Here is a 24,175-nt window from a genome sequence, read left to right as displayed (position 1 = left end):
ATCCAAAGTTATGATTTACCGACTCTATCGTTCGTTTCTTGCCCTGTCCATCATTTCCTGTGCCCTTTCTGTTTCTCTTAGCCAACTTTTCTTATTGTTATCTTTTGTTTTTTTCCTTTTCCTCGAGGAAAAACCCAAACTCTCAAGCCAAATAGTCAAAATTCTTTTTATTTTTTACCTCTGGCAAATTGTAACTGTTTTGTATCATTTCGCTGGTGATGGTTTTGATGTCAACTCCATCAAACACGCATTCCGCGACGAAATGAAAGATATCTTTTTAGTAACTGCTTTTGTATCAGTGCAAGGAATCAAAAAAGAAGATAGGACTTATTTGTATAAATCGTTCTTTATCTTTTCTATTCTAATTGTTGTCTCTGGATTTATTTCTATCTTTTCGATGACTCGTTTATCTAGGCTTATCTCCGATTTGTATAAAACATCTAGTTCTTGGCCTTACCAACACCATTACGGTAACATTGGAAAACTAAATATTTATCTTCCTATTGGACTCATGAATACCCATTTGACTTTTGGTGGACTACTTGCATTTATTTTCCCAGGTTTTGTATTTCGTTTATACGATTCTTGGTATAATAAATCATCAAAAACCAAAATCACAATCGATGCGGTATTACTTCTTCTTGTCTCCATTGTATTTTTATTTAATAATGCAAGGTCTTCTTTATTCGGTGCACTCGTAAGTGTATTGTTTGGAATCTATATCCTTATTTTTATCGACAAAGACATTTCCAAAAAAGTAATCAAACGAACCAGTTTCGCCATTTTTGCTTTTTTGATTCTCCTTTTTATCGGATACCTAAGCACAAATGCGGTCAAACGAGTCGTCGACCCATTGTTTGGCGGAGAAAAACATACGGATTCAGGTAGAACATTTATTTGGGATTCAACGTTTCCACTGATTGAGGCAAATCCTGTTTTTGGGATTGGTTCAGGAAATTACCAAAAGGAAATCGAAGTTTCTAGAAAATCGAAAGAAAAAGAAAACCGAGAACTCGCTTTTTTTTATGAAGTAACACAAAGAGGCCATGCGCATAACGATTACTTTCATTTAACAGCTGTATTTGGATTCCCACAGACCGTATTTTATTTATTTTTGTTTGGTAGCATTTTATACACTCTTCTAAACCAAAACATACCAAAACAAATTCGATTTATGACCTATGGTCTTGTTGGATTTTTCTTTTCAGGTTTATTACAATGTTACTTCCAAGACGATGAAGTTCTGATTGTATTTTATTTTTTACTAGGATATCTAAACATATACGCAGAAGAAAAATTGAATTTATTACAATCTAAAGGAAACGAAGAAAGTAGGACCAATACATGACATTAAAAAAATTATCTCCCCAAGGTGAATGGTTTGTTGATGAATTTGGAAGAAAAGTAATCCTTCGGGGTGTAAACTTAGGTGGCGATACAAAAGTTCCTTACCCAAATGGAGGAACTCAATTTCCAACCGATTTTTCAGATCACGAGGAGGTGAGTTTTATAGGACGACCTTTTCCTTTAAATGAAGCCGATACCCATTTTACCAGATTAAAACTTTGGGGATTTAATGCCTTACGTTTGTTAACCACATGGGAAGCAGTGGAACACAAAGGTCCAAACCAATATGATGAAGCTTACTTAGATTATTTTACAGAAATTGTTCGTTTAGCTGGTGAATACGGATTTTATGTTTTTATCGATTTTCACCAAGATGTTTGGTCAAGAATGACTGGTGGAGATGGTGCTCCCGGTTGGATCTTTGAAAAGATAGGAATCGATTACAAAAAACTATCGGAAGCAGATACGGCAATTGTAATGCAACGTGCGTATGATTATTCCAATCCAGGCATTCGGCAAGAAAACAATTATCCTACGATGTGTTGGTCACAAAATTACCGTTATGCTGGCAATGGAATTTTGTGGACTTTATTTTTTGGAGGCAGGGACTTTGCTCCCAATTTCCTCATTGATGGGAAAAATGTCCAAGATTACTTACAAGACCACTACCTTGGTTGTATGATTCAAATCGCTGAACGAATCAAACAATTTGATTTTGTATTGGGTTTTGATTCTTTAAACGAACCAGGCAAGGGATTTATTGGTCGTGCCATGAATGATCGTGGACTTATCAATAAAGAAGAAGACCCATCCAAACCTGGACTTGCTTGGTCCCCGATTGATGCATTATTCTCTTCCCATGGCCATTCCATTGACTTACCTTACCTGACTCTTAAAGTTTGGAAAGGTGGTTTTGTTCCTACAAAAACAGTTACGGTTAACCAAAACCAAACTTCGATTTGGTTACCTGAATCACCAGGGGATCCTTTTCAATTAGAAGGAGCTTATACCATCACTAAAGATGGAACTCCTTTTATCGAAAAAAATGATTTTTTCCAAAAGGTGAATGGGAAAGAAATTGATTTTGATAGAGACTATCTGATTCCATTTATGCGATCTGTTGGGAAAACTATCCAAGCCATTCGGAGTGATTGGATGGTTTTCATTGAAAGAGAAGCTTCCGACGCATTCACTCACCCCCACTTAAATGGAGAAGTTCCAAAACTTTCAGTGAACGCTGCACATTGGTATGATATCCTAACCCTTTTATTCAAAACGTTTTTGTATCCGATCGCAATTGATACACTTACCAAACGACCCGTATTTTGGAAGTCAGGGATAGAGGCAATGTATATACGCCAACTAACAAGAATTAAAAATACAGCCGATTCAGTTCCAGGTAAAATTCCAAGTCTTGTAGGCGAATTTGGAATCCCATTTGATTTGCAAGGGGGGAAAGCATACAAGGAATGGAAAAAAGGCAATCATTCTCCTAAAATCTGGAAACGCCATGTCATGGCATTGGATGCAATGTACAATGCCATGGACAAACTATTTTTATCAAACACACTCTGGAACTATACCGCTTCCAATCAGAATGATTTGATGGTAGGTGATGGTTGGAACCAAGAAGACCTAAGTATCTTCTCCCTTGACCAGATCATCCCTGGCTCAGACCCAGATGTCTATGGTGGAGGTGGAAGGGCTATTGAAGGATTTTGTCGACCTTATGCTGCCAGAATCCAAGGGACTCCAACCAAAATGGAATACAAATTAGATGCAAGAGAATTCATTTTGGAATGGGATTCAGATGTTTCCATAAAAAATCCAACTTTGATCAAAATACCTAGATTCGTTTACCCAAATGGCGTACACCTTGTACTTTCCAATGCGGAAAAAATTTCCGAAACAAATGGAGAATTAACAGTCAAAGGAAATGGAGGGAAATCCTCGGTTACGATTAGGCCATTATGATTGATTTAAATACCATCATTCAAAAATACCCATGGGAAGATTCGTGGAAATCAAAAGGGAAACCGATTGATTGTCTCTGGGAATTTGATTTGTCCGTCACACGCGAAGAAATTTGGCCATTTCTCATTGATACCTCTTCTTTTAACAAACGTATAGGTCTCCCAAAATTCCAATACGTAGAAAAGGATGGTAAACTCATAGGTAAAACGAAACAAGCCGGTTTTCATCTTGAATGGGAAGAAGTTCCTTGGGAATGGGAATACCTAAAAGAATTAGGAAATGCTAGAATTTATTCACGAGGTTTTGCCCATTACATTCGAACTAAAATCATAGTCGAACCGTTAGGTGAATCGCGTTCCAAAGTTTATGTTTATTTAGGTGCTATACCAAGAAATTTTTTCACTCGAAAAATTTTGAACATAGCTCTCCCAAGACTTAAGGATTCCTTCCAAAACGGATTCCACCAAATTGAAAGTGAAATCAAACGTGGAAAACCAAAATTCAATCTGAATTCATCAAAGGAATCAACATTCATTCCGGATGCCCAATGGATTCACCAAGAAAAATTAGATAAACAAATTCCTGTTTTAATCCAAAAAGGAATTTCTAAGGATACAATCACCAAGGTATTTGAATGGATTAAATTATCATCTGATAATGATCTTGATCGAATCCGGATCAAACATGTAAGCCGTATCCTTGACCTCGATCCAGATGAAATCCTTTATTTATTTTTGCAAGGATGCCGGCTTGGTATTTTTACTTTAAGTTGGGATATTGTTTGTCCCCACTGCAGAGGTGTTAGAACTTCACTCACTAAATTGGGCGATATGCCAGAAAAAGACCAATGTGACGTTTGTGAAATTGATTTTGACACGACAGGAGTCAACTCGATAGAAGTTACCTTTCATATCCATCCAAGTGTACGTATTGTAGAAAAACAAATTTATTGTGCAGCAGAACCAGCAACCAAACAACATATTTTACTGACTAAAAGAATTGGAGCAAGGAAATCATTTTCAGCTAATTTACTCATTGGTTCCGGTGTGTATCGTTTACGAAAAAAAGGTGAAAAAAAATACAAACTTGTAGATTCCAAACAATCCTACCACCAAACAGATATACTATGGTTACCTGAAACAAATGAAGAAGAAATCAAAGTAAGTCCGAAACCAAACTTAGTGTTTGAAAATGAATCCGAACATGATGTTACCATTATTTTAGAAGAAAGAAGTGAAGACCAATTTAGCTTACGACCAACCGAAATATTTGATTACCAAGAATTTCGCGATTTATTTTCAGAAGAAGCAATCGCCACCAATCTACAGTTAGATATTGGTATCAAAACCATTTTGTTTACCGATATCGTTGGCTCGACTAAGTTCTATGAAACCGAAGGTGATCACGGCGCATTTTTGCAGGTTCGGGAACATTTTATCAAAACAAACCAAATCATTCAAAATTTCAGAGGTGTCGTTGTAAAAACGATTGGTGATGCAGTGATGGCAAGTTTTTCATCACCTCTCCAAGCATTAAAGGCAGCAAAGGAAATGCAAGAATGGTTCCATCCAGAAAACAAACATACGCCTGTTCGCATTCGGATTTCCATACATACTGGAAATTGTTTGGCTGTAAATTTAAATAGCAATATTGATTACTTCGGCAACACGGTGAATTACACCGCAAAACTGCAGTCAGTTGCAAATTCAGGCGAAATATCATTCAGCGAAACCATTTTTAGGGACAAAGAAATTCGGGACTACTTACGCCAAGGAGAAATCAAACTAAAGAAAGTGGAATTCCCACTTCCCTGGGCCAATCGTACTGACTTTGTCTATGTCTGGAAAGTGTGACGATTAACGTTTCTCTGGGATTGGTGGTACTTTGGTGGAAACAAAACCATTGGTAACTTGAGGTTTATCATTAATCACTTTTATAAGCGTAATTTCTTTATACTTATTGCCAATACTTTCGTCTTCTCTAATGAAATCGCCATTTTCCAACGTTAGTGTTAAGATATAATCTCTAATATTTGTATCATATCCCGCATAACAACTAATGCTCACTATTTCCATCTCAACTTTTTCACAAAATTCATCTTCACAGGAATGATGGTAATACCATTGGTCATTTCTACGTTGTAATTTTCCATGCCCGGACAAATCGTTTGGGACACGATCGGGACCGCCTCGCAGAACTCTAATATTTCCAAATTGATCAATGAGATAGCGAAACGACTGTATATCGCTACTATACCAATCTCCATTATAGAATATTTTATCTAATCTAGATTTTTTTAAATATTCCATATATTGATAACATAGTAAGTTTTCTTTTATCTGAATACAACCATCTGCAATCTTTTGAAATGGAGTCTTTTTGATACATCCTTTCTCCAGTTCCATATAAAATGGGTTATCATTTTCAACTTCCAATTCTACTTTTTCCTTACATTGCAGAATGAAATTTAGCATTACAATTATTAAAATTCTAATTAGAACTTTCATACAATTCTCGTGATTGTGGCTTTAATTCATAAAATTCAGAGCGAGTTAAGTAATCCGATTCACTATTGGGAAGTTTGAAATTTTTCATTTTTATTTTTATTTCAGTAGCAGAAAAATTTTCTCCCAATAATTTACTATGATATATTTCTTTAATCCTTGCATTCGTCTCTACCCTGATCCAACGATTTTGTACACCTTTTCCCCCAGCTGATTCCGAGATCAGGTATTCCGTCACTCCTAAGTTAGGATTGAATTTTTTTCCGATGATGATATAGATATGATCTGATTTCATCGCATCTCGTTTTGTTCCTTCAACTGTTTCCATTTTCCTCGTGATTCCAATGGTACCAACCTTTAGATCTGGGATGACACCTTTCGCCTTATGAGATTTCAATTCACTTTCCGTTGTGAGTCTTTCTGAGATTAAGTTTGAAAAACTACCAGCTTGTCGGAAGTATTCCACTCCATTTTTGTGAACATAACCAGCCTTATATTCAGAAGCCATACGTTCCATTTCTTCGGGAGTTAAGTATACATCTGAATTTAAATTTGCAAAACTCCCTTTCTCCGTTAATCCCGCACCAAATAACACGGCACCTATGTACCGGATACAATCTGTCTCCGAAATTTTTCGAAAACCATTTTCATCTACTGTATTTACAGCAGATACGTCTTCTTTTCCATCAATTAATTGGGATTGATTGTATTTTATTTTGTTCATCAGATTGTCACCAAGGAGTTTGGCTACATTTGCGGAATGTAAGGATACAAGTTCATTTGTAGAAAGGTCAACATCTTGTGAATATTTACAGATTTCATCTCCCAATCGTTTTACATACGCCTCACTTGATTCCTTCTTTGGATCAAATTCGATGTTCACCTTGGAGAGAGCGTCACTGGAACTCACATATTCCACAACCTCGGACCCGATGGGACGAACTGAACGAGATTCGCGTAACCGTTTGTATTCATTGAAGGACCTTTCGACTGCTTTAGACATAGGAACATCTTTTCCACCACGTTTTACTTTGATTGCCGCTTCGATTTCTGTTGTATCCACTCCTGCTTGTTTCAATTCGTAGAGTTTTTTTTCTGTATCTAACCTTGAGTCTTTCTTATAATCATCGATGATACTTGTTTTTAATTTGGAAATTCGATCTATTTCTTTTGCTGATAAGGGTACTTTTGAATTTCCAACTTTCTGGTTGGATGGCTCTGGGGTAAACGAATCAGAATACCTGCTAACAGATTCACCAAACCAAAACAATCCTTTTTGAATTGGGTCGGTGAAACGACGAAGGATAGACCGATCTGAATTGGATTCAAAATTCATTTTGCCTATATCCGATCCAACTTGGAGGAAACTACTCCCTCCACTTATTCTATTTCGCAGTAAATTAAGAGTACCAAATCCACCTAACAATAAACTACCGAATAACCCAATCTGACTAGCTATATCGGAAAGAGGACTATCACCTTCATTTTCAATCACATTCCCATTTTGATCGGTAATATCACTTGTGTCTTGCGCCATATTGATGTTCTGATTGGCAAAATTGAATTCTTCCAGTTGGAATCCATCATTTGAATTCGTTCCGAGATTCACTCCTTGTAGGGTTGAAGTATGCGAAAGACCATTTTGATCAATATTGGATATGGCTCCGAGTTTTGAGTTTGGATCAGTAAATCCTAAACTACCACTGAGTCCGGAACCTTTTAGATCATATATCATAGAGAAATTCCAATTATTCCTTGGACCTTCACCTGACGGATTATAATTGAGGCCAAATTTATAACTCTGATTGGATGTAAAGTCTGTCACAAATTGAAGACCCTTTGCAATTGCCTGTGAAAATTGTAAGGAAGAGTTTCCTCTTTCAGACAAGGAATAACTTACATTATTGATTGAATTCCCGATGCCGACAGTACCTCCCCATCCATTTTGTTCTGAGTAGGTGACTCCAATACCTGGCATCATTCCTTTGAACAAACCTGATTGAATTTTCCCAAATTTATCTGTCAGACCTAACAATGAACCATTGATTAAGCCAGCTGTTGCACCTTTTTTACCTTCATGACTTCCAGCTGCAGTTTGTAAGATAGTCGAAGTGATCACTTGGCCAACTCGTGCTGTAGCTGGAATTACACCCTTCGTTAAAACATTTGCGAACTTTCCAACTTTTGAAAGTGCGGATTTGGCGCTCCCCCAAACCCCATTTGCACCCATCGTTATCGCAATTGATGCGGCATTAACAACCGTTTGTCTAATTGCTGAATTTTGTGCTTTCCCTTCCAATTTTTTCTTTTGGTATTTCCCATAAGCAGCATCCAATGATTGCCTTACAAATGATTCGTCAATTCCATATGCTTTAGATAATTCTTTAGCAATCAATGTTTTTCCAATATCTGTCGCTACCGCATTCTTATTTTTCAGATCTAAATTTGAACTTTGGTATTTGGTCCAATTAGCTTGTAAACCAATTGTTTGCAAGGTATAACCAAAGTTATTAATCGAATCTGAATTTCGATTTGTGTTACCTGAATTTATAAATTTATGAGCGTCTGACATTATGCTATAAATTTGGTCTTCCGGTATCCCGATAGCGACGACTGCTGTTTTTAGAATCCCTCCAAAGGCACCAGTAATTTTTGTTCCAATATCTGAAAGGATATTTTTTGACATGGCTTTATCTGCTTTTTTTGCTTTCTGTTTCCCTCGAATGTCTCCAACTAAATTTGAAATTGTTTCAATTGGCATACCCGTTGCTCGGGCAATAGAAATCGAAGCACTAGATTCTATTAATTGATCCTCATTTCTTTTGATTTCTTCCAATCTTGTTTTCGAACCGGAAATTTGTTGGTTTAGTTTGTTATATTTTTTCTCGCCAGCTAATTCTTTTGTCAGTGCCATTATACCAGACATAGCCAAATTGATTGGGACAGATCCCAAGCCATTCGTTAGTGTATCAATGCCTTGGATTGTATAAGAAATTGTATTTCTAACCACCGTTTCGATAGATTGTATTGGATTTTTGATGGAAACATATTGTTCACGAGCTTTAATTTTCCTTTCCGAAAGTCGACCCCTCATAAAATCAATTGCCATGGATGCCAATTGGATTTGGTTTTCATCTCCACCAGTTGCTTTGATCCAAACTTTTGCAATTTCAGTATTAATCGATGATTCTACTTTCCCTTTTAACGAAGCCTTCACTCCCGCAACACCACCAGTTAAATACGCGATTGCCATGTCTTGTACAAAAGAGTCTATATTCTCTTGTGATTCTTTTTTCGTTACATATTTTTTATAATTATTTTCATTCAATGATTCAATAGCGTTTAAATTTGTAATTAGCTGATTTTGGTCTTTTTTTAATGACTTAGTCACAAATGTATCAGCAATTTGATTTTTTCTATTTTGTAGGGCCTCCCAATCTTCTTCTGTCCATTCGGTAAAAAAATCTTTTCGATCGACACCTTGGATTTTACCAATAGAACTCAATGAAATTTGTTTACTCACAACGGACATGGAGGCTTCATATTCGCCTTCCTGATTTCTAGAACCTAACATACCATTGTAGATTTCTTTACTAATTGTGATATTTCCATTTTTCCCTGGATCCGAAACCACATATTCCTTTTTTAACAATCCACTACATTGTGATATAGTTGGATCTTCATAACATTTCCCAAAATTACTCTTTTCTTCATCTGTTAAGTTTTTATAATCCGCGCTACCAACTATTATCATTTCTTCTTTTGATAATTTTCGATCACCGATGACCTCAGTGTTTAAACCATACACATATTGGTTAATCAGTTTGTTTTGTTCCTTCTTTTGGAATTCCTCAAGTTCATGATTCATTTGGACAACACTTGCGTATTGATTGACTCCAATTACGGTTCTTTGAAATGTTTCAATCAAAGAACTTTGTCCAAATTTAACTTCAGATAAATCATTCCCTAAAAGAGATTCGTTTCTAAATTCTAATAGTTTACCTTGGTCTTGGATCGTTTTAAAGTTTGATTCAAATTGTAATGGTTCGAAATTGGAAACATTTGTTGTTACATCCCCTTTTTCATAGAATTCACTCCAGGATTTCCAACCGTTCTCATTTTCAAGTTCTAACTTTTGTAACCAATTTTCTTTAGTAGTCTCTAAGTTAATTCGATTTTTCTGGTATTCAAGTTTTGCTTCCTCAATGAGTCCTTCTCGAGCATTAGTCCAGTTTTTAAAACTGTCAGAATATTCCTTCACTCTTGATTCCCAATGAGTGATCGCAGGTAACAATTTATCCGTAAAACTTTTGTTTTGCTGGTTTAATTGTGAAAAATTAGAATCCCAATACAAAGAAGTATTATAGGATGTATCATCATACATTTCAAACAAAACCGAATAACCGATAGCACCCATTTGGTATGAAAATGTCCCTGGAGTAAAAATTGTTAAATTTCGTTCTGCTTGCCAAAATCCATATTTACTTTTCCCATCTAAGATCAAATTCCCTTCTACATGATATGCTTGTTCGAATGGAACACCTACACCCATAATCGAAAAGTTATTTAAAAAATGAAAAGCATCTGTATACAGATTAGCATTGATCAGATTTTGAACCCTTCGGCCATCACCCAACTTTGCATTAATAATATCTGTGAGTTGATTATAATCAGCATTATGGATGGAACGAAAAAATGATTGTAATTCAGAATCTTGAATCCCTGCAAATGCTCCAACATCTCCGGGAATGTAACCCCAATTTTCATACTTAACGTCACTTGACAATTGATTGTAATTTTGATTTCTCAAAAACCATTCTGCCTCACTTAAATTAAAACTGGACTTTGAGTTGTTTAAATTGATTTGTAAGCCGGTTTGGTATGTATAAATTCGATCTTTATAATAGGTTTGTTCGACGAATGCTTTATTCGATTCATCTGCTAAAAAATCCCGCATTTTAGTTGCCACATTCGTAAACAACAAATCAGGATCTTTTTCATTGGAAGAAAGGACTTCTGAAATGTCTGTTATTAACTTTGAAAATATTTTTCCCGCTTCGTTGTAACTTCCGTCATAGTTTCGATACAAACATCCAGTTGTTATTTCACAAGATCCTTCTATTCCATCCTTCATTTGTTGGATCATAGAAGACAACGCCGTATAAACCGTTTGCCTATATTCATCAATCGCATTTAAATTACCAATGAATTGATTTTCTGTCTCCTGAAGGTTTGATATGTATTTGAGATAATCTTCATCAAGTGCTTCTAATGAAGATGCAAAAGAGTCCAATCCTTCCTGTTTTGTTTTTTCCCATTGGTATTCCCATTCATTAGCTGCCTTTAGGATTTTTTCCCGATTTTCATGTAACAACAACTCTTCCTGAGTGTATGATTCATAAATAGATTCTTGGCCAATTCTTTGGAAATAAAGGGCATCAACTTTACCAGTTTCTAATTTTTCTAAAAAACTGTTTTTGTTAAAAAAGTAATCATTTACTAGATTACGTTCCCATTCTGTGTAAAAAACTGATGCTTCTGAAAACAAGGATCGCCTTCTCTCATCCACATAACCTTCATTTGTAACAAAAGCATCCTCACCTGTTTCTTTTCGTAAAATTTCGTCGATCTGATAATTTGCCTCTGCCTGCCAGGAGACAATCGCATCTGTCAAAACTGACTCAACACCTTCTTCCCAATCTTGCAAAGAAGAGGAGAAATACAACCTTCCATATAAGTCTGCATATTCATTTGCCTGATAACTTGGGATCTTCCAGGAATCTTGCAATGTTTGGGAAAATATAACATTTGAACTCAATAAATAATAACTAAGGATACAGATAGATATGGCTCTTAACCAAATGTGATACGATAACATAAAGAACCTCAGATTTAAGAGGTAAACTTTTCTTTATCTGGTTCTGAATATTTTTAAATTGTTTTTGGACTTATCAAATATGATTCCAAAAACTTGGAACAAAAACATTGACTGAAATAAATATACGCCTGATTTCCATGGATAAAAATAAGAACCAAATAACAATCCAATGTACGGAAGAGTTAGATAAAATGGCAGGATAATCTTCTTACGAGAATTCATCCGAAAAAAGACAAACAAGAATGGGATAAAGCATAATTGATCATAATTTCTCGTAAAAAATTGAGTTTGCCATTTGCAAAGAATTACGAATGCAAACACAAAAGATAAAAAATCGATCCTGTATTTTTTACGGAAGAAGAAAGGCATTAAGAATGATAGCAAAAAAATAAAACGATATTTTTTAGTTCCATCATTTGTTTCAGTTCGTTCTACTAATTGGGTCTCATCTTTGGCAAGCAATGTATGAATCCCATCTTCTATTGAAATCCAATTTATATTTTCACCTTTGACAAAGATTTCCATACTTGTCTCTGCATTTTTATGGAAAATTTTCCCCAAATTTTGGTGAGTTGAATATTGCCTTAGTGATTCTGGATACTGTATTTGTCCATTACCAACTACTATTGGCTGTTTTTTGAAATTCTCTTTTGAAATCGAATGATCCGCAATTAATTTTACATCAACTAACTTGCCACTATATAACATTTTACTAACAACATTCGGTTGTAATAAAAGATTTGTTTCGCGAATCGTAGGATCAAGATCCACACTCATTTGGGTTAAATGGTTTGCATCGGCTTTAAACTCGATACCTTCCGTTGAAGGTTGGAATCCCAATATCACTTCTGTTACTTTTTTTTGTATCTGAATCCAAGGAATGATCTTCAAAACAGAGGATTCTAATAATTTTGGATCCTTGTTTGTGAATCTTAGAATTGTTGGTTCAAAGCCATCAATTTCTTCTAAAAAATGGAAATAGCCCATTTCAGATGGTAAGTTCTTAAATTGAAGGGAATGAACACCTTCATTAAATTTCATATAAAAATCGGAACGAACATTTTTATGAGTAACGACAAGTAAGTTAGTTAATTGTTTCTGAAGGATTGATTCTTCCACTTGTCTTGTAATTCGGTTCCTTTCTGATTCGGCTACATACGAGGGAAACTCCAATCTTGCCAATTTTACATTATCTAACTGAGGCTTGGAGGATACGTGATTAAAAAGCGCTGGAAGAGAATACAAAAAGGTTAAAAACAAGATAGATAATGATAAGACGCTAACAGTATTGAAACGAGTAAGTTCCTTCTTTAATATTAATTCATTCAGTTTTTGAATTTGCATATCTCGAAAGGATAGATTTCGTTTTCCTACTAATCGCCAAAAAATGAAAAATAAATATGAAAGGATTGGATACAAAACCAGGGCAAATAAAAAGATTAAAACTAAATTTAAAATTGAAATAGGAACTAACTGCGAGTAAACCGCAATCAGGAAGATAATACTTGCAGAGAACAATTGTTTTTTGTGAACGATAATCCTTCGAAAGTTCATGAATGGCAATATTACTTTCAAAAGTAACAAAAAAACAAACCCTGAGTATCCAATGGGTATCTTCAAACATCTGAAACTAAAGAATAACAACACAAGAAACAATATAAATGAGAAAATGTGAATGATGTTTGAAATCCATTGCCTTCTCAAAATACCAAAATATAGGAAATAAAAAACTTCGATTACAAGATAAAAATAGAAAATGACCTTTATGTTATCTAAGAATTCCTCTTGGCTCGAGAACACAATTTGCCAATCAGGAAATTCCAAAAGAATCGAATGTAAAAGAAACGACAATTGGATGAGTTGGAAAGGATTGTTTGCAAAGATTAGAATTGATTCAAAACTAGAACCATTGATCCTTGTATGATTTTTTCCATAGACTTTTGTTATACTCGTCGAAGCAATTTTTCCAAGTGGAAGATATACATTCCTTTGGTTCAAAATTAAAACCTTCTCCCAATCGGACGGTTCAACTGAGTATTCATTTACAAAATATTGATCTTGTCTCGGATCGTAGGTAACCGAATCTAAATGATGGCGCAAACTATCATAAATTTCCGACAGAGAAGGAGTAACACCATTCAGTATTCGATTATGATCTACTTTGATTTGGATTTCTGTTTCAGACTCTGGTTGGTAGGTAATTTTTTTAACATCCGTTAAATTTTGGATTTTTCGCAAAAACTCATCTGGTGATGGCACCTTATTTTTTGAAATTCTACGAAGGAGGATAAAATTGGAATCATTCCCAGAATCAAAAATAAACCTTGGAAACAAAACTCCTTTGGGAAATAAATTTTGATTTAAAATGTATAAATTTCGAATCGTTTGTATGAATTCTTCCTTTTGTATTCCCTCACTGAGTTTTAAATGAAGGGAAACACTTCCAAATTCAGAAACTGATTTGAGTTCTAAATAACCGCTAACAGATTTTAGTATCATTTCCCAAGGTTTTGTAAGGGACTCTTCTACTTGGTTCGTTGTTTTCCCTGGCCAATTTTGTGTTATAACCAATGTATGTTGGTCAAATGTTTCTCTATTTTCACTTAATACGATTTCTCTACATGTCATTAGGGAAATCAAAATGACAGAGCCAAAAAACAAAATCCATTGGTAAGAAAACCGTGCAACAAAGGAGAAACTCATTTAGGGAAGCCAAAAAATTTGGTGAATATTTTTGGATAAAGATAAAAAACAAATAGATAGGAATTGAGAATACCTATACACATTGTCACTGCGATCGCACGGACAAATTCTGATCCAGGGAAAACAATGAACACAACTGGTAACAAACCAAAAAACGTACTCCCAAAATTCAGTAAAATTGGTTTTCGTAACCAATCAAAAACTGATTTGATTCTACTGCAATTATCATGAATCTCTTTTGTTAATTCCCATCTTTCACCAAAAAGAGAAATGCTATCAATTGACAATCCAATCAAAATAACGAGACCCATATAATGCCCAAAATGAATCTCAGGAATTAATGAAATTAAACACACGATTACAGATAAAAAATAACAAAAGCTAATTGATAGATATAAGAATGGTCGGTAAAAAGATTCGTAAATTCCAACTAACGCCAAATAGATCAAAAGAAAGGAACAAACCAATAATATGAGTAAAGTAGCATAGAAATCGAATGTTTCTTTTTTTGCTGAATTGATATAATAATCTAGTCCCTCTTTTTTTTTTGCATGGAAACTTTTTTCAATCCCTAAATTGCCCCTCCATTCCAGATAAAATTTTCCCGATTCTCTTTGATAAACGGAATAAGATTTTTGCTCTTTCATTTGGAAGAGTGATTCAGGGAAAATCTGTTCTTTGGCGAGCGTTTTAAAAATAGGTAAAGAAGAGAAAGGATGAATCATGGGAGCATCATTCCTGTTCGCAATTGATAAATACAATGGCAATGAATTGTTTTTGCCTAAAAGACCCAAGTATTTTGGAGAATTACGGTAAAGTAGATTTCTTTCTAAATCATCTATGTCTGGTTGGACTTCTGAACTTGGCACAATTTTGGATTTCCAAACTTTCATCGTGATGGGTAATGGCAAAAATTGAAAATCACCACCTAACTTCTCTTTTGGATTGGAATGAAGAACTTCGTTGGCATAACGATTCAATTGGTCCCAATCTTCATGTAGTAAAACAATTTTATTAACAGGTAGAAACGGTAATGAATGAGATAATTCGGAATGGATTTCAGACACTTCCACTTGCCAGCGATTTGGGCTTATCAATTGGATCACTTCGGTGAGCCACTTTTCAGAATCATCAAAATCAAACCATTTAATGACAAAAGGGACAGCCTTGACATTCGGATCCAATTGATCCAAGTGAACGTTTTGAGGTAAGATCAGGATATTTTGAAGCAAATGGTTTCCATTCAATCGATTCAGAATTTCTTTTATGAGGAATTTTTCTTCCCTAAACTGAATTGTTGATTTTGGTATTACGTGGATCCGTTTTCCAATCGGTTTAGGTTTTGGAAAGATATGGAATTGTTCTTGGCTCCGATCCGAAACAAAGATAAAAAATAGAAATGCTATACAAAAAAACATGATCAAATTTTTCAAAGCTGGGAACGGAAATGAATCCAATAAATGTTGGGACTTATCCTTCTCTTGATGAATTGGATTGTCATTAAATATTGGTTTAAAAGTAAGAAATAATAAAGGAACTATTGTAACAGATGTTACTAAACTGGAAAAAATTAGTAAAACAATGCTTAGGCCAATATCATAAAAAAAATCCCTCCATTCATGTGCATATAATAATAAAGGGAAAATCACAACCATTGTTGTTAATCCAGAACAAAACAAGGAAATAAATACATTTCTTAGACCCTCCGTGACACATCTTACATTCACTGTTTCCTTATGGTGTTGTGATTGGATGGAGTAATAGATCAAATTATTCGCATCGAATAACATTCCGATTCCTACGGATATACCACTGATACTCAGTAAGTTGACCGAAATGGAAAATAGATTCATTAGATGGAAAAAACAAACGAGAGAGACGATGATAGAGAATAACAAACACAAAACAGGGAACCATTCTTTATACAAATAATAAGAAAATATAAGGGCACATAGTAAACTTGCGAATAAAAAGAATGAAAATTGGTATAACTGTTTTGTTAATTCCATAGAACTGTCTGAGTATACAATAGGGTGAATCGATTGATCGTAATCGTTTAATATCAGATGAATTTTATTTGAAAGATAAATTGGATCTTGAGATCTTTCCGCATAAATGGCAAAATATACGGATTCATTTCCACCATGTTCCACAATTTGATTCAGAGAAGATTGATGCATTGTTGTATCCGCAATTGCTTCTAATGGAATGTATTTTTTACCTCCCAAATGGATTGGAAATTTTTGAATTTCATCCAACGAGGAAATCTCAGGCCCATATTTAATTTCTGTTTCCCTACCAACGTCATATAGTTTACCAAGTGATCCTGCCTGGATGGCAGAGTTAATTTGCAACTCTATATCCTTTATTTTGATAGGATGTAAGTTTAATAACTCTTCCCTCAAACGAACCAATCCAAAGGATTCAGAATCTCCAATTTTTTTGACTTCAGTCACTCCAGAAATTCTCTCTAGATTGTATTTTAGCTGATTGATTAAAAATGAGAAATTTTCCTTTGTTAAATTAGTTCGTTTGGAAACAGTAAATTCAAAAAATGGATTTTGGTTTTCACTTCCCATTTGGACTTTGGGAGTTCCAACCCCAAGAGGTAATTCATCTTTTGTTTCAAACAATAATTGAAATAATTCTTCTTTAAATTCCCAAATAGATACTTCCGATTGTAATAAAATTTCGACCTTAGAATGTCCATGTTCCGAATGTGTTCTGATCTGTTTGACCGCTTTCAGTGATGAAATCCGTTTGGACATTGGTAAACTCAATGTCTTATCAACTTCTTCAGCGGAATGATGGGGGAATGCTGTTGTTATATTGTATTGTAATGGAGTTAGGTTTGGCAATAATTGGAACCGAAAATGATCCATTTGAAAATAAATACCAATGAACATTAAGATGATCCAAACCCAACACAATCGATTGTGTTTTTCAAAAAATTGGATTAAGTTGCTTACAAAGATCATTTAGCATTGATTTGAAAAAAATCTTCTTCACTGATTCCCACAAGGACTTCCATTTCAGTATGATTGAGAGGTTTACATTCCACATATCTTTTTTCTATGGATTCGCCAGATTTGACCATCAGATAATAACCCGAAGAAGAATCGCCTAACACAGAGTTTGTTGGAACAAGAAGACTATCTTTCAATCCTTCTGTTTCCACTTGGACAAGACCAAACATCCCAGGCAGAAGAGATAGTTGATTTTTCTGTAACTTTGCTCTAACTCCGATTCCATGGGAACGAGCATCCAAATAACTGCTTATTTTATCAATTTTGCCAATGGTAATTTGAGAACCTTCTAGGCTCGGGCGAAATGTAATCTCCTTTCCGAGTTTCATTTGCCTTAGATCAGATTCACCAATTTGATAGGATACAGACAAATCTCCATTTTCAATTAGTGTAATCGCTGGAAGATGATTGGTAAGTTCCCCTTCTTTAAGATGGACTTTGAAAATAGATCCTGATTTAGGAGCATATAATTTAAATTCTGAAATCATTTGTTGATTCGTTTTTATTTGATTTTCTAGAATTTTCGCGTTGGTAACACTTAAATCATATTCTGTTTTCTCAATCAGAGAGTTTTGACGTTTCCATATCTTAATCCTTTCGCTCAAAGAATTTGTATCTTCTGGAGAATCCAAACGAAGTGTAGAAAATAAACTTTCTCTATCTCGGATTAAATTTTTATAATGAGCATATTTTGTATCTACATCCAATTTCCAACGATCAAGCTCTGATAAAGAAACAAAACCTTCCTTCCACATTGTTTCTTTTTTTTCTTTTGTGATTTTGGCTGTTTCCCATTCGGCTCTCGCAACTTCTACTAATTCCGTTTTTTTATCAATTTCTCGGATTTTAACTTCGATTAGATTTTCCGCTTGTTTCCATTTTTCCAATGCGATGATCTGATGAGCCTTTGCAACTTCTAAAGAAATCGATAATTTTTCTCCTTCTAAACGGAGTAAATCATCATCTAACTGTAACAACAATTCTCCTTTTTTAACGGATTGGCCATCGGCAACATGAAGGAACTTAATCCTGCCAATATGTTTGGTCTGCAATTGGATTTCCTTTGTTGCTTCCACTGTTGCTGGAAATTCCAATGTAATTCGTTTTTGAACCACATGAGGTTTTTGAAACAAAGGGACTTCCTTTGGATTCCCAATCGCATAAACATTTTGATCTGCTTGGAACCAATCCTTGTGATATAAGATTGTTGTTACCAAAGGGAACCTGCTACGAATGTTCTCATTGGAAAACAAGGTAAAAAGAATGGAAATTCCTGTGGAAATAAGTAAGTAGAAGATAAAGTATTTAAGTTTTGATTTTAATAGATTTAAAATTTTGTCTTTCATACACTTACGATCCAAAACATCATTCCTGACCATAAGAGTGGGATCCCATAACCAAAACTCTTCGTAACGTTTGGATTTGTATCGGTTACCAAATGTATCGATTGTGAAAACAACCTTCCATTTGCTCCTATAAAAACAAGAAAGAGAACACTCCAAAAACAAAACAGATATAAGGAATAAAAATGAGAATCATTAAAGAAACTTAATATAAGATTCCCAATGTACAAACAGAGAATGAGGAAAAAAAACAACTGAGTCATTTTTTTAGAAAGTAGAGTTAGTTGATTTGATTCGTTAGTATTTCTAAATTTTGAAAAAAGAAAAACTAAAATAATGGAAAAACATAAATAAAACGAAAACAGAAAGTAGATAGATACAATTTGAAACGGATATAGTTGCCAAAAAGAGACATTTCCATACCGACTAACCATCTCAATTTCTATCTGGATGTTGGTTAATTTCAGTTTGTCCCAGGAATACAAACAATGGAGGAAATACAAGATGGTATAGATGAGAAAAAAAGACCAATCTTTTGACCACAAAAGATTCCAAATAGAAATACTTACGTTTGCAATACGACGAGTTTGTAATTGAAATAGGTGTAGAATCTTCATTTTTTTGCTATCTCCTGGTTCATTCTATCTAGATAGTTCTGAAATTGTTTGATTTGGGCCAAAAATAATGATTTGTGTTTCGTTTTTAATTGTTTTTCCTTCCATTGAAGATACAACAAACAAGCCTCAGGTGAAACAGCCATAAGTTCCAATAATTGTCTTTCCTCTTCTACCCCTACTTGTTTTTTCTCTCTGGAAAGTAAGATCACTTTAAAATAATACATGATCAGTTCTGGAGTTTTTTTCTCGTTATCTTTCCATTCCGCCAAAAACTCATTCCATTCACTCAAATAAAAAAGGGACTTTAAATATAAACTTTCTTCTTCAATCGAAAGTTTCCTTTCCTTTTTTCTGTCAGATAAGATAGCTTGAACGACCGTTAAATGCCCAGTATTATAGGCGTCCTTCACGATTTTAAATTCCTTTATATCCACTACGGGTCCTTTTTCACAACCAAAGGAAGAAAAAAAAACAATGAAAACCAACAACCAAATTCTTCTAACATTTTTTACAATCACGGGTTACCTTCAAGTATTGGAAATAATGGTATGTCCGACTTGGAATTCCATTCCCAATCGAATTGTTCGATTTGTTTTTCATTTAAGTGGTAAAGGATAATTCTGATTGAATGATTTGGATTCCCTGTCTGATAAGGAAACCTAACAAAGAGAACCAACGGAATCCCAAGTCCATTTGCGATCTCAGACCAGTAAGTAAACCGAGGGATGTTGTCTCCATTCTTAGGCAAAATTTGTTTTTGGAATTCAGTTAAATGATTGTTACAACTCGGATCGTTTTTGAACTCATGTATTTCATCACGATGGAAAACGGAATACCCATTTCGCTCTAATGATTCCGAAATTTGAAGGATCACTTCCTTTTCCATTAGGTAATGATCAGAATAAAAGGAAGAAACTGTGGGTACCAAAAGTATCGATTTCCCATTAGGAAGTGGAAATTTTTGGTACCTCACAGTTTCATGAAAGAGGGAGCAGGAAACAGAAAAAAGTAGAACGATTGAGATGAAGGTTTTCATTTTGCCTCCATTTGAATGACAAAAGGGGCACTCATTTTTTTTCCATTCGCAGAACGAACGTCTGCATCTAATCTAAATTCATAATAAGGATAAAAATTAGGTGCATTCGATGAACTTGCCAAATTAAAATCCCCACCGGTTGTATTATTTCCAAACAAGGTTCCATTGCATGTTGCCTCACTTTCTGCAAAGGAATATGTGATTTCCTTACATCCAAATGGATAATCTGATTGGCAATGGTTCCATTCCCAAGTCGATAAACGTATGTTACTTGATGGTGGTGATATTTTTGTCAACCGGCTGGAAGCAATAACAGAAATAGGATCCATATATTCATCAAAAAATAGTTTGAAATTGTCTGTATTTACATCAGCACATGCAGATGAACTCGCCACACCACCAGTTCCATCGTCTCCTCCTCTAAATTGGTATTGGTGTGGAGAAAGAAATGACAAACCTTTACTCCAAAAACATAGGTTAGAATCCCAACGACTCATCACGGTACTTCCCAGTTCTTGGATTCCAATTCCACACAATTGGGAAGCGAGCCCAAAACCAATGACTTCAGGAGTCTTTGCCCCTTCGTTCGTATAAAAATCCATACGGATTGGTTTTTCTATTTTTGTTCCATCCAATGCAGAAACTCCAGAAGCCAAATTGATTTGGTATCTTGTTTGGCTTTGTAAGGGTGTATCCCATTGCACTTGGACTTGGGAGGGGGTGGTCCATTCCAAGTGGTAGGATGTATTTGGTTCCAATCGGAATCCCAGAGAAACATCGGTTTGGTTCATGGGTTTTGAAAATACAATGGTGATGGGTGGGATTTGCGTACCACCCGAACAGGCAGCATTCACTTCCTCTAAAATACGATCTGTGGGTGTCCCACCCGTCAAACATTCGTCATACGTTCCTACTGATATCAAAATCGAATCAATAGTAGGTGGAACCAGTGAGTCTTCCGCTTGGATTCCGAATGGTATTGAATATACACGATCCAAATCTTTTCCTTTTTTGTTTTCACATTGTTTGGTGAGGCGGATCACATACCCACCAGGCAATAATTCTTGGTTCGGAATGAATTTTAATGAAATATCGGTTGTTTCGAAATTCCCTTTTGTGTTTGGATCAAGAGAAAAAGCAGTCACACAGGATTGTATTTCCATGGGTTGGTTCCAAAGGATAAAGATATTTGTTTTAGGGGAGACCGATTGTTCTCCAGAACTAGGAGTAAAGGATACCACCTTTGGAGTCTCATCATTTACAAACGTAGCTAACCAATCTTTGGAAGAACCCATCTTTGCCTGGCAATGAGGGAAAACAACAAATAGTAAAAGATACCTACTCCATTTAACGCATTTCATTCGGATCCTCTAAATAAAATGGGGTAAGTTTACCTTTGTTTGGTTCCCTTTTTTCCAAATTTTGAATTGGTATTTGTTCCTTCCAATCAGACAAAAGTTGATTGAATTCACTTTTATATTTACGGTGGTGCAAATGGTAATAACGATTGGAGAAAGGATCTTCTCCAAGTAAAATGACTAACTCTAAAGCTGTTGCGATGTAATTAAAATAATGATCAACAGTCTGTTCAAATGCGACAAAAACTTCTTCTTCGGTTTTTAAATATTCAAGTTGCGTAATCTGATTTAATTTTATCTCTTCACTTTTTTGTTTTAATGTTAAAAATACAGATCTTAAAAAATGCAAATACAATGTATACTTTTCGTATTCTTCCACTAACTTAACTTCTGTGGATTTAGAAACATTCCTTAAATAAAGTTCAGTTTGTTCTCGATCTGCTTGAGACTGAAGTAAATTAAATCTGGAATCGTATCGTTTTTTATCACGATTTACATCATCGAATAAATTGAATGAACCACTTTGAAATGCATTTTCCCCTGGTCCTACCGCTTGGGGACCATACCCAGGAATTCGTTGGATTCCATTCCCTTCTGACTGCATACCATTCTGTGCATTGGAAATAAAACTAGAACCTCCCAAATTGGCTTGGAATCCGATACTCACACCATAAATTTCGTTCTGGAGTGGAAATCCTTGGTTTCCATTCTTTCCCAAATAACCACCTAACACAAGCTTTGGTTTCCAATCGTTTTTTAAAGATTCCTCTTCCAAATGGGCAAGTTCCATTTGGTAACGATTTTTCTTTCTCATGGGATGGTTCGCATCTACTTCAATTGCTGAAGAGGTTGGTGGGAATATTTCAATCCTTTCTGTTATTCCAGGTTCCAATTCCAAATTTTCACTTGGGTCAAGAAACATTGATGATTTTAATTCTAAGTAAGAACTTTCTCTTAATGCTTGGGAATGAATTCGTTTGGCATAAAAATCCACCTCCCACTGTTTTAATGATTTTGTCTCTAACGCTTGTAATAGATTGGTTTGGATTTCTAGATTTCGTTTCCTATTTTCTAATTGGTAACGTTCTAATCTTTGGTCATACATCGATTGGATGAGAATTCGTTTATTTGCATTGAGGTAAGCCAGGGAGATGTTTTGGAAGATTTTTTCACGTAAGATTTTTTTCTCCTCCAAATGAATGAGTTGTTTGATTTCTATTTTCTGTTTTTCTCGTTCAATTTCACCACCATCATATAATAATTGTTGGATTTGGATCCTAACATCGCGATACTCTTGGTCTAATTGTTCGCGGTTCCTTGAAAAAATTCCAAAATAATGAACTCCTAATTTAGGTAGGTATTGTTTCCATTTTTCACTTAGTAAAATTGGGAATAATTCTGATTTTGTTTTTTCTAATTTGAACTGTGCATTCCGTTCGAGACCTACCCAAATACAATCTTCCCATAAAAAGAAACCTTCAGCCATTAAGGATCCGATTCCCAAAGAAAGATACATTGTAAAAAGGAAGAGAACGCGCCACATATCAAAAGATAGGTGGTATTAAATCATTCTGGTTCTAAAATGAATGATTTGTAGGGAAATTTTTGATTTTTTTTTCTGATTTTTGGCTTGTAAGGTTGCGCTCTCCCATTATAAAAGTGGCATGATCCGTTTGATTCCCTTATTTTTGTTTTTAATCACGACCACTACCGTATTTGCTGAAGAAGTAGGAGTCGTTAGTTTCATCCAAGGAAACAATTACCTCTCAGGTCCCCGTTTTAAAAAAGCAAAAGAACCGGTTAAATTAGGGAGTGTCCTAAAAAAAGGGGATTCCATCACAACGGAAGATGGAACTTGCGAAATCCAATTGGCAACACAAGCAACCATTCGTTTGGCAAAATTTTCCACACTTCGCATCGACGATTTATTGAATCCAAAAACCAAATCCACCACACTCAATTTGGTCGGTGGTAAATTATTTGTAAAAGCACACAAACCACCAGGTGGGGGTCCAAGCAATACCCAACTCAGCGTAATCAATCCGAGTTTTGTTGCGGGTGTACGTGGAACAGAATTCCTTGTCGCAACTCCAAGTCAAGGTGGGGAAGACGAAGACTTAAAGGAAGTAGAAACTGGTGTGTATGTGAATGAAGGTACGGTTGCCGTAAGTCCCGACAAAAAAGGCAAACAAACGCTAGTGGGCCAAAACGAAGAAGTAGTTGTTTCTGGCAAAGAATTGAAAAAACAAATTTTAGATGAATTTGTAAAAGAAAAAATGCGGATCTTCGAACAATTCAAAGCCATCAAAGAAGAGAACTACCAACGCATCAAAGAACAATACGAAAAAAATGATCAAATCATGAACGACTACAAAGGACAAGGTTAATC

At 35.1% G+C, this 24,175-nt stretch carries 14 protein-coding genes; 4 read left to right on the top strand and 10 right to left on the bottom strand.

The features are described 5' to 3' along the window. Window positions 1–10: 10 nt before the first annotated feature. From ND812_RS07595 to ND812_RS07585, 3 genes are read left to right on the top strand one after another with little or no spacing between them, the layout of a single operon-like run. Window positions 11–1,348, top strand: a complete 1,338-nt coding sequence (locus tag ND812_RS07595; RefSeq protein WP_265375924.1) for an O-antigen ligase family protein — start codon at window positions 11–13, stop codon at window positions 1,346–1,348. After that, on the top strand, window positions 1,345–3,321 hold the full coding sequence (locus ND812_RS07590) for a glycoside hydrolase family 5 protein (protein ID WP_265374955.1): 1,977 nt from the start codon (window positions 1,345–1,347) through the stop codon (window positions 3,319–3,321). Before ND812_RS07595 ends, ND812_RS07590 begins: the two co-directional genes overlap by 4 nt. After that, window positions 3,318–5,174: an adenylate/guanylate cyclase domain-containing protein gene (locus tag ND812_RS07585; RefSeq protein WP_265374954.1), complete on the top strand. Its 1,857-nt coding sequence runs from the start codon at window positions 3,318–3,320 to the stop codon at window positions 5,172–5,174. The genes ND812_RS07590 and ND812_RS07585 overlap by 4 nt, the downstream gene beginning before the upstream one ends. A 3-nt stretch (window positions 5,175–5,177) precedes the next feature. Here ND812_RS07585 and ND812_RS07580 read toward each other — a convergent pair whose 3' ends face one another. The 10 genes from ND812_RS07580 to ND812_RS07535 all read right to left on the bottom strand — a co-directional run bounded on the left by ND812_RS07580 (window position 5,178) and on the right by ND812_RS07535 (window position 23,272). After that, entirely contained in the window at window positions 5,178–5,828 is a 651-nt protein-coding gene (locus tag ND812_RS07580) for a hypothetical protein (protein ID WP_265374953.1), read from the bottom strand. Then, entirely contained in the window at window positions 5,812–11,703 is a 5,892-nt protein-coding gene (locus ND812_RS07575; RefSeq protein ID WP_265374952.1) for a TIGR04388 family protein, read from the bottom strand. The genes ND812_RS07580 and ND812_RS07575 overlap by 17 nt, the downstream gene beginning before the upstream one ends. Before the next feature lie 33 nt (window positions 11,704–11,736). After that, window positions 11,737–14,406, bottom strand: a complete 2,670-nt coding sequence (locus ND812_RS07570) for an AcrB/AcrD/AcrF family protein (protein WP_265374951.1) — start codon at window positions 14,404–14,406, stop codon at window positions 11,737–11,739. After that, the gene (locus ND812_RS07565) at window positions 14,403–17,384 is read right to left on the bottom strand and encodes an efflux RND transporter permease subunit (protein WP_265374950.1); all 2,982 of its coding nucleotides are present in this window, start codon (window positions 17,382–17,384) and stop codon (window positions 14,403–14,405) included. The genes ND812_RS07570 and ND812_RS07565 overlap by 4 nt, the downstream gene beginning before the upstream one ends. Next, entirely contained in the window at window positions 17,381–18,778 is a 1,398-nt protein-coding gene (locus ND812_RS07560; RefSeq protein WP_265374949.1) for an efflux RND transporter periplasmic adaptor subunit, read from the bottom strand. The genes ND812_RS07565 and ND812_RS07560 overlap by 4 nt, the downstream gene beginning before the upstream one ends. Beyond that, entirely contained in the window at window positions 18,775–19,392 is a 618-nt protein-coding gene (locus ND812_RS07555; RefSeq protein ID WP_265374948.1) for a hypothetical protein, read from the bottom strand. Before ND812_RS07555 ends, ND812_RS07560 begins: the two co-directional genes overlap by 4 nt. After that, on the bottom strand, window positions 19,389–19,802 hold the full coding sequence (locus ND812_RS07550) for a hypothetical protein (protein WP_265374947.1): 414 nt from the start codon (window positions 19,800–19,802) through the stop codon (window positions 19,389–19,391). Before ND812_RS07550 ends, ND812_RS07555 begins: the two co-directional genes overlap by 4 nt. A gap of 104 nt (window positions 19,803–19,906) precedes the next feature. Then, window positions 19,907–20,428, bottom strand: coding sequence for a hypothetical protein (locus ND812_RS07545; RefSeq protein WP_265374946.1), 522 nt, complete (start codon window positions 20,426–20,428; stop codon window positions 19,907–19,909). Then, a complete protein-coding gene (locus ND812_RS07540; protein ID WP_265374945.1) occupies window positions 20,425–21,789 on the bottom strand; it encodes an Ig-like domain-containing domain in 1,365 nt (454 codons plus the stop codon). Before ND812_RS07540 ends, ND812_RS07545 begins: the two co-directional genes overlap by 4 nt. Continuing rightward, complete coding sequence (locus ND812_RS07535; RefSeq protein WP_265374944.1) at window positions 21,776–23,272, bottom strand: TolC family protein; 1,497 nt, start codon at window positions 23,270–23,272, stop codon at window positions 21,776–21,778. The genes ND812_RS07540 and ND812_RS07535 overlap by 14 nt, the downstream gene beginning before the upstream one ends. A 178-nt stretch (window positions 23,273–23,450) precedes the next feature. Between ND812_RS07535 and ND812_RS07530 the strand changes: the two genes are divergently transcribed. After that, window positions 23,451–24,173: a FecR family protein gene (locus ND812_RS07530; protein WP_265374943.1), complete on the top strand. Its 723-nt coding sequence runs from the start codon at window positions 23,451–23,453 to the stop codon at window positions 24,171–24,173. The last annotated feature ends 2 nt before the right edge of the window (window positions 24,174–24,175 follow it).

Source organism: Leptospira limi, from assembly GCF_026151395.1.
In the GTDB taxonomy this organism is placed as follows: domain Bacteria; phylum Spirochaetota; class Leptospiria; order Leptospirales; family Leptospiraceae; genus Leptospira_A; species Leptospira_A limi.
Note: the sequence above shows the minus strand (reverse complement) of the source record. Positions and strands in the feature narration are given on the sequence as shown.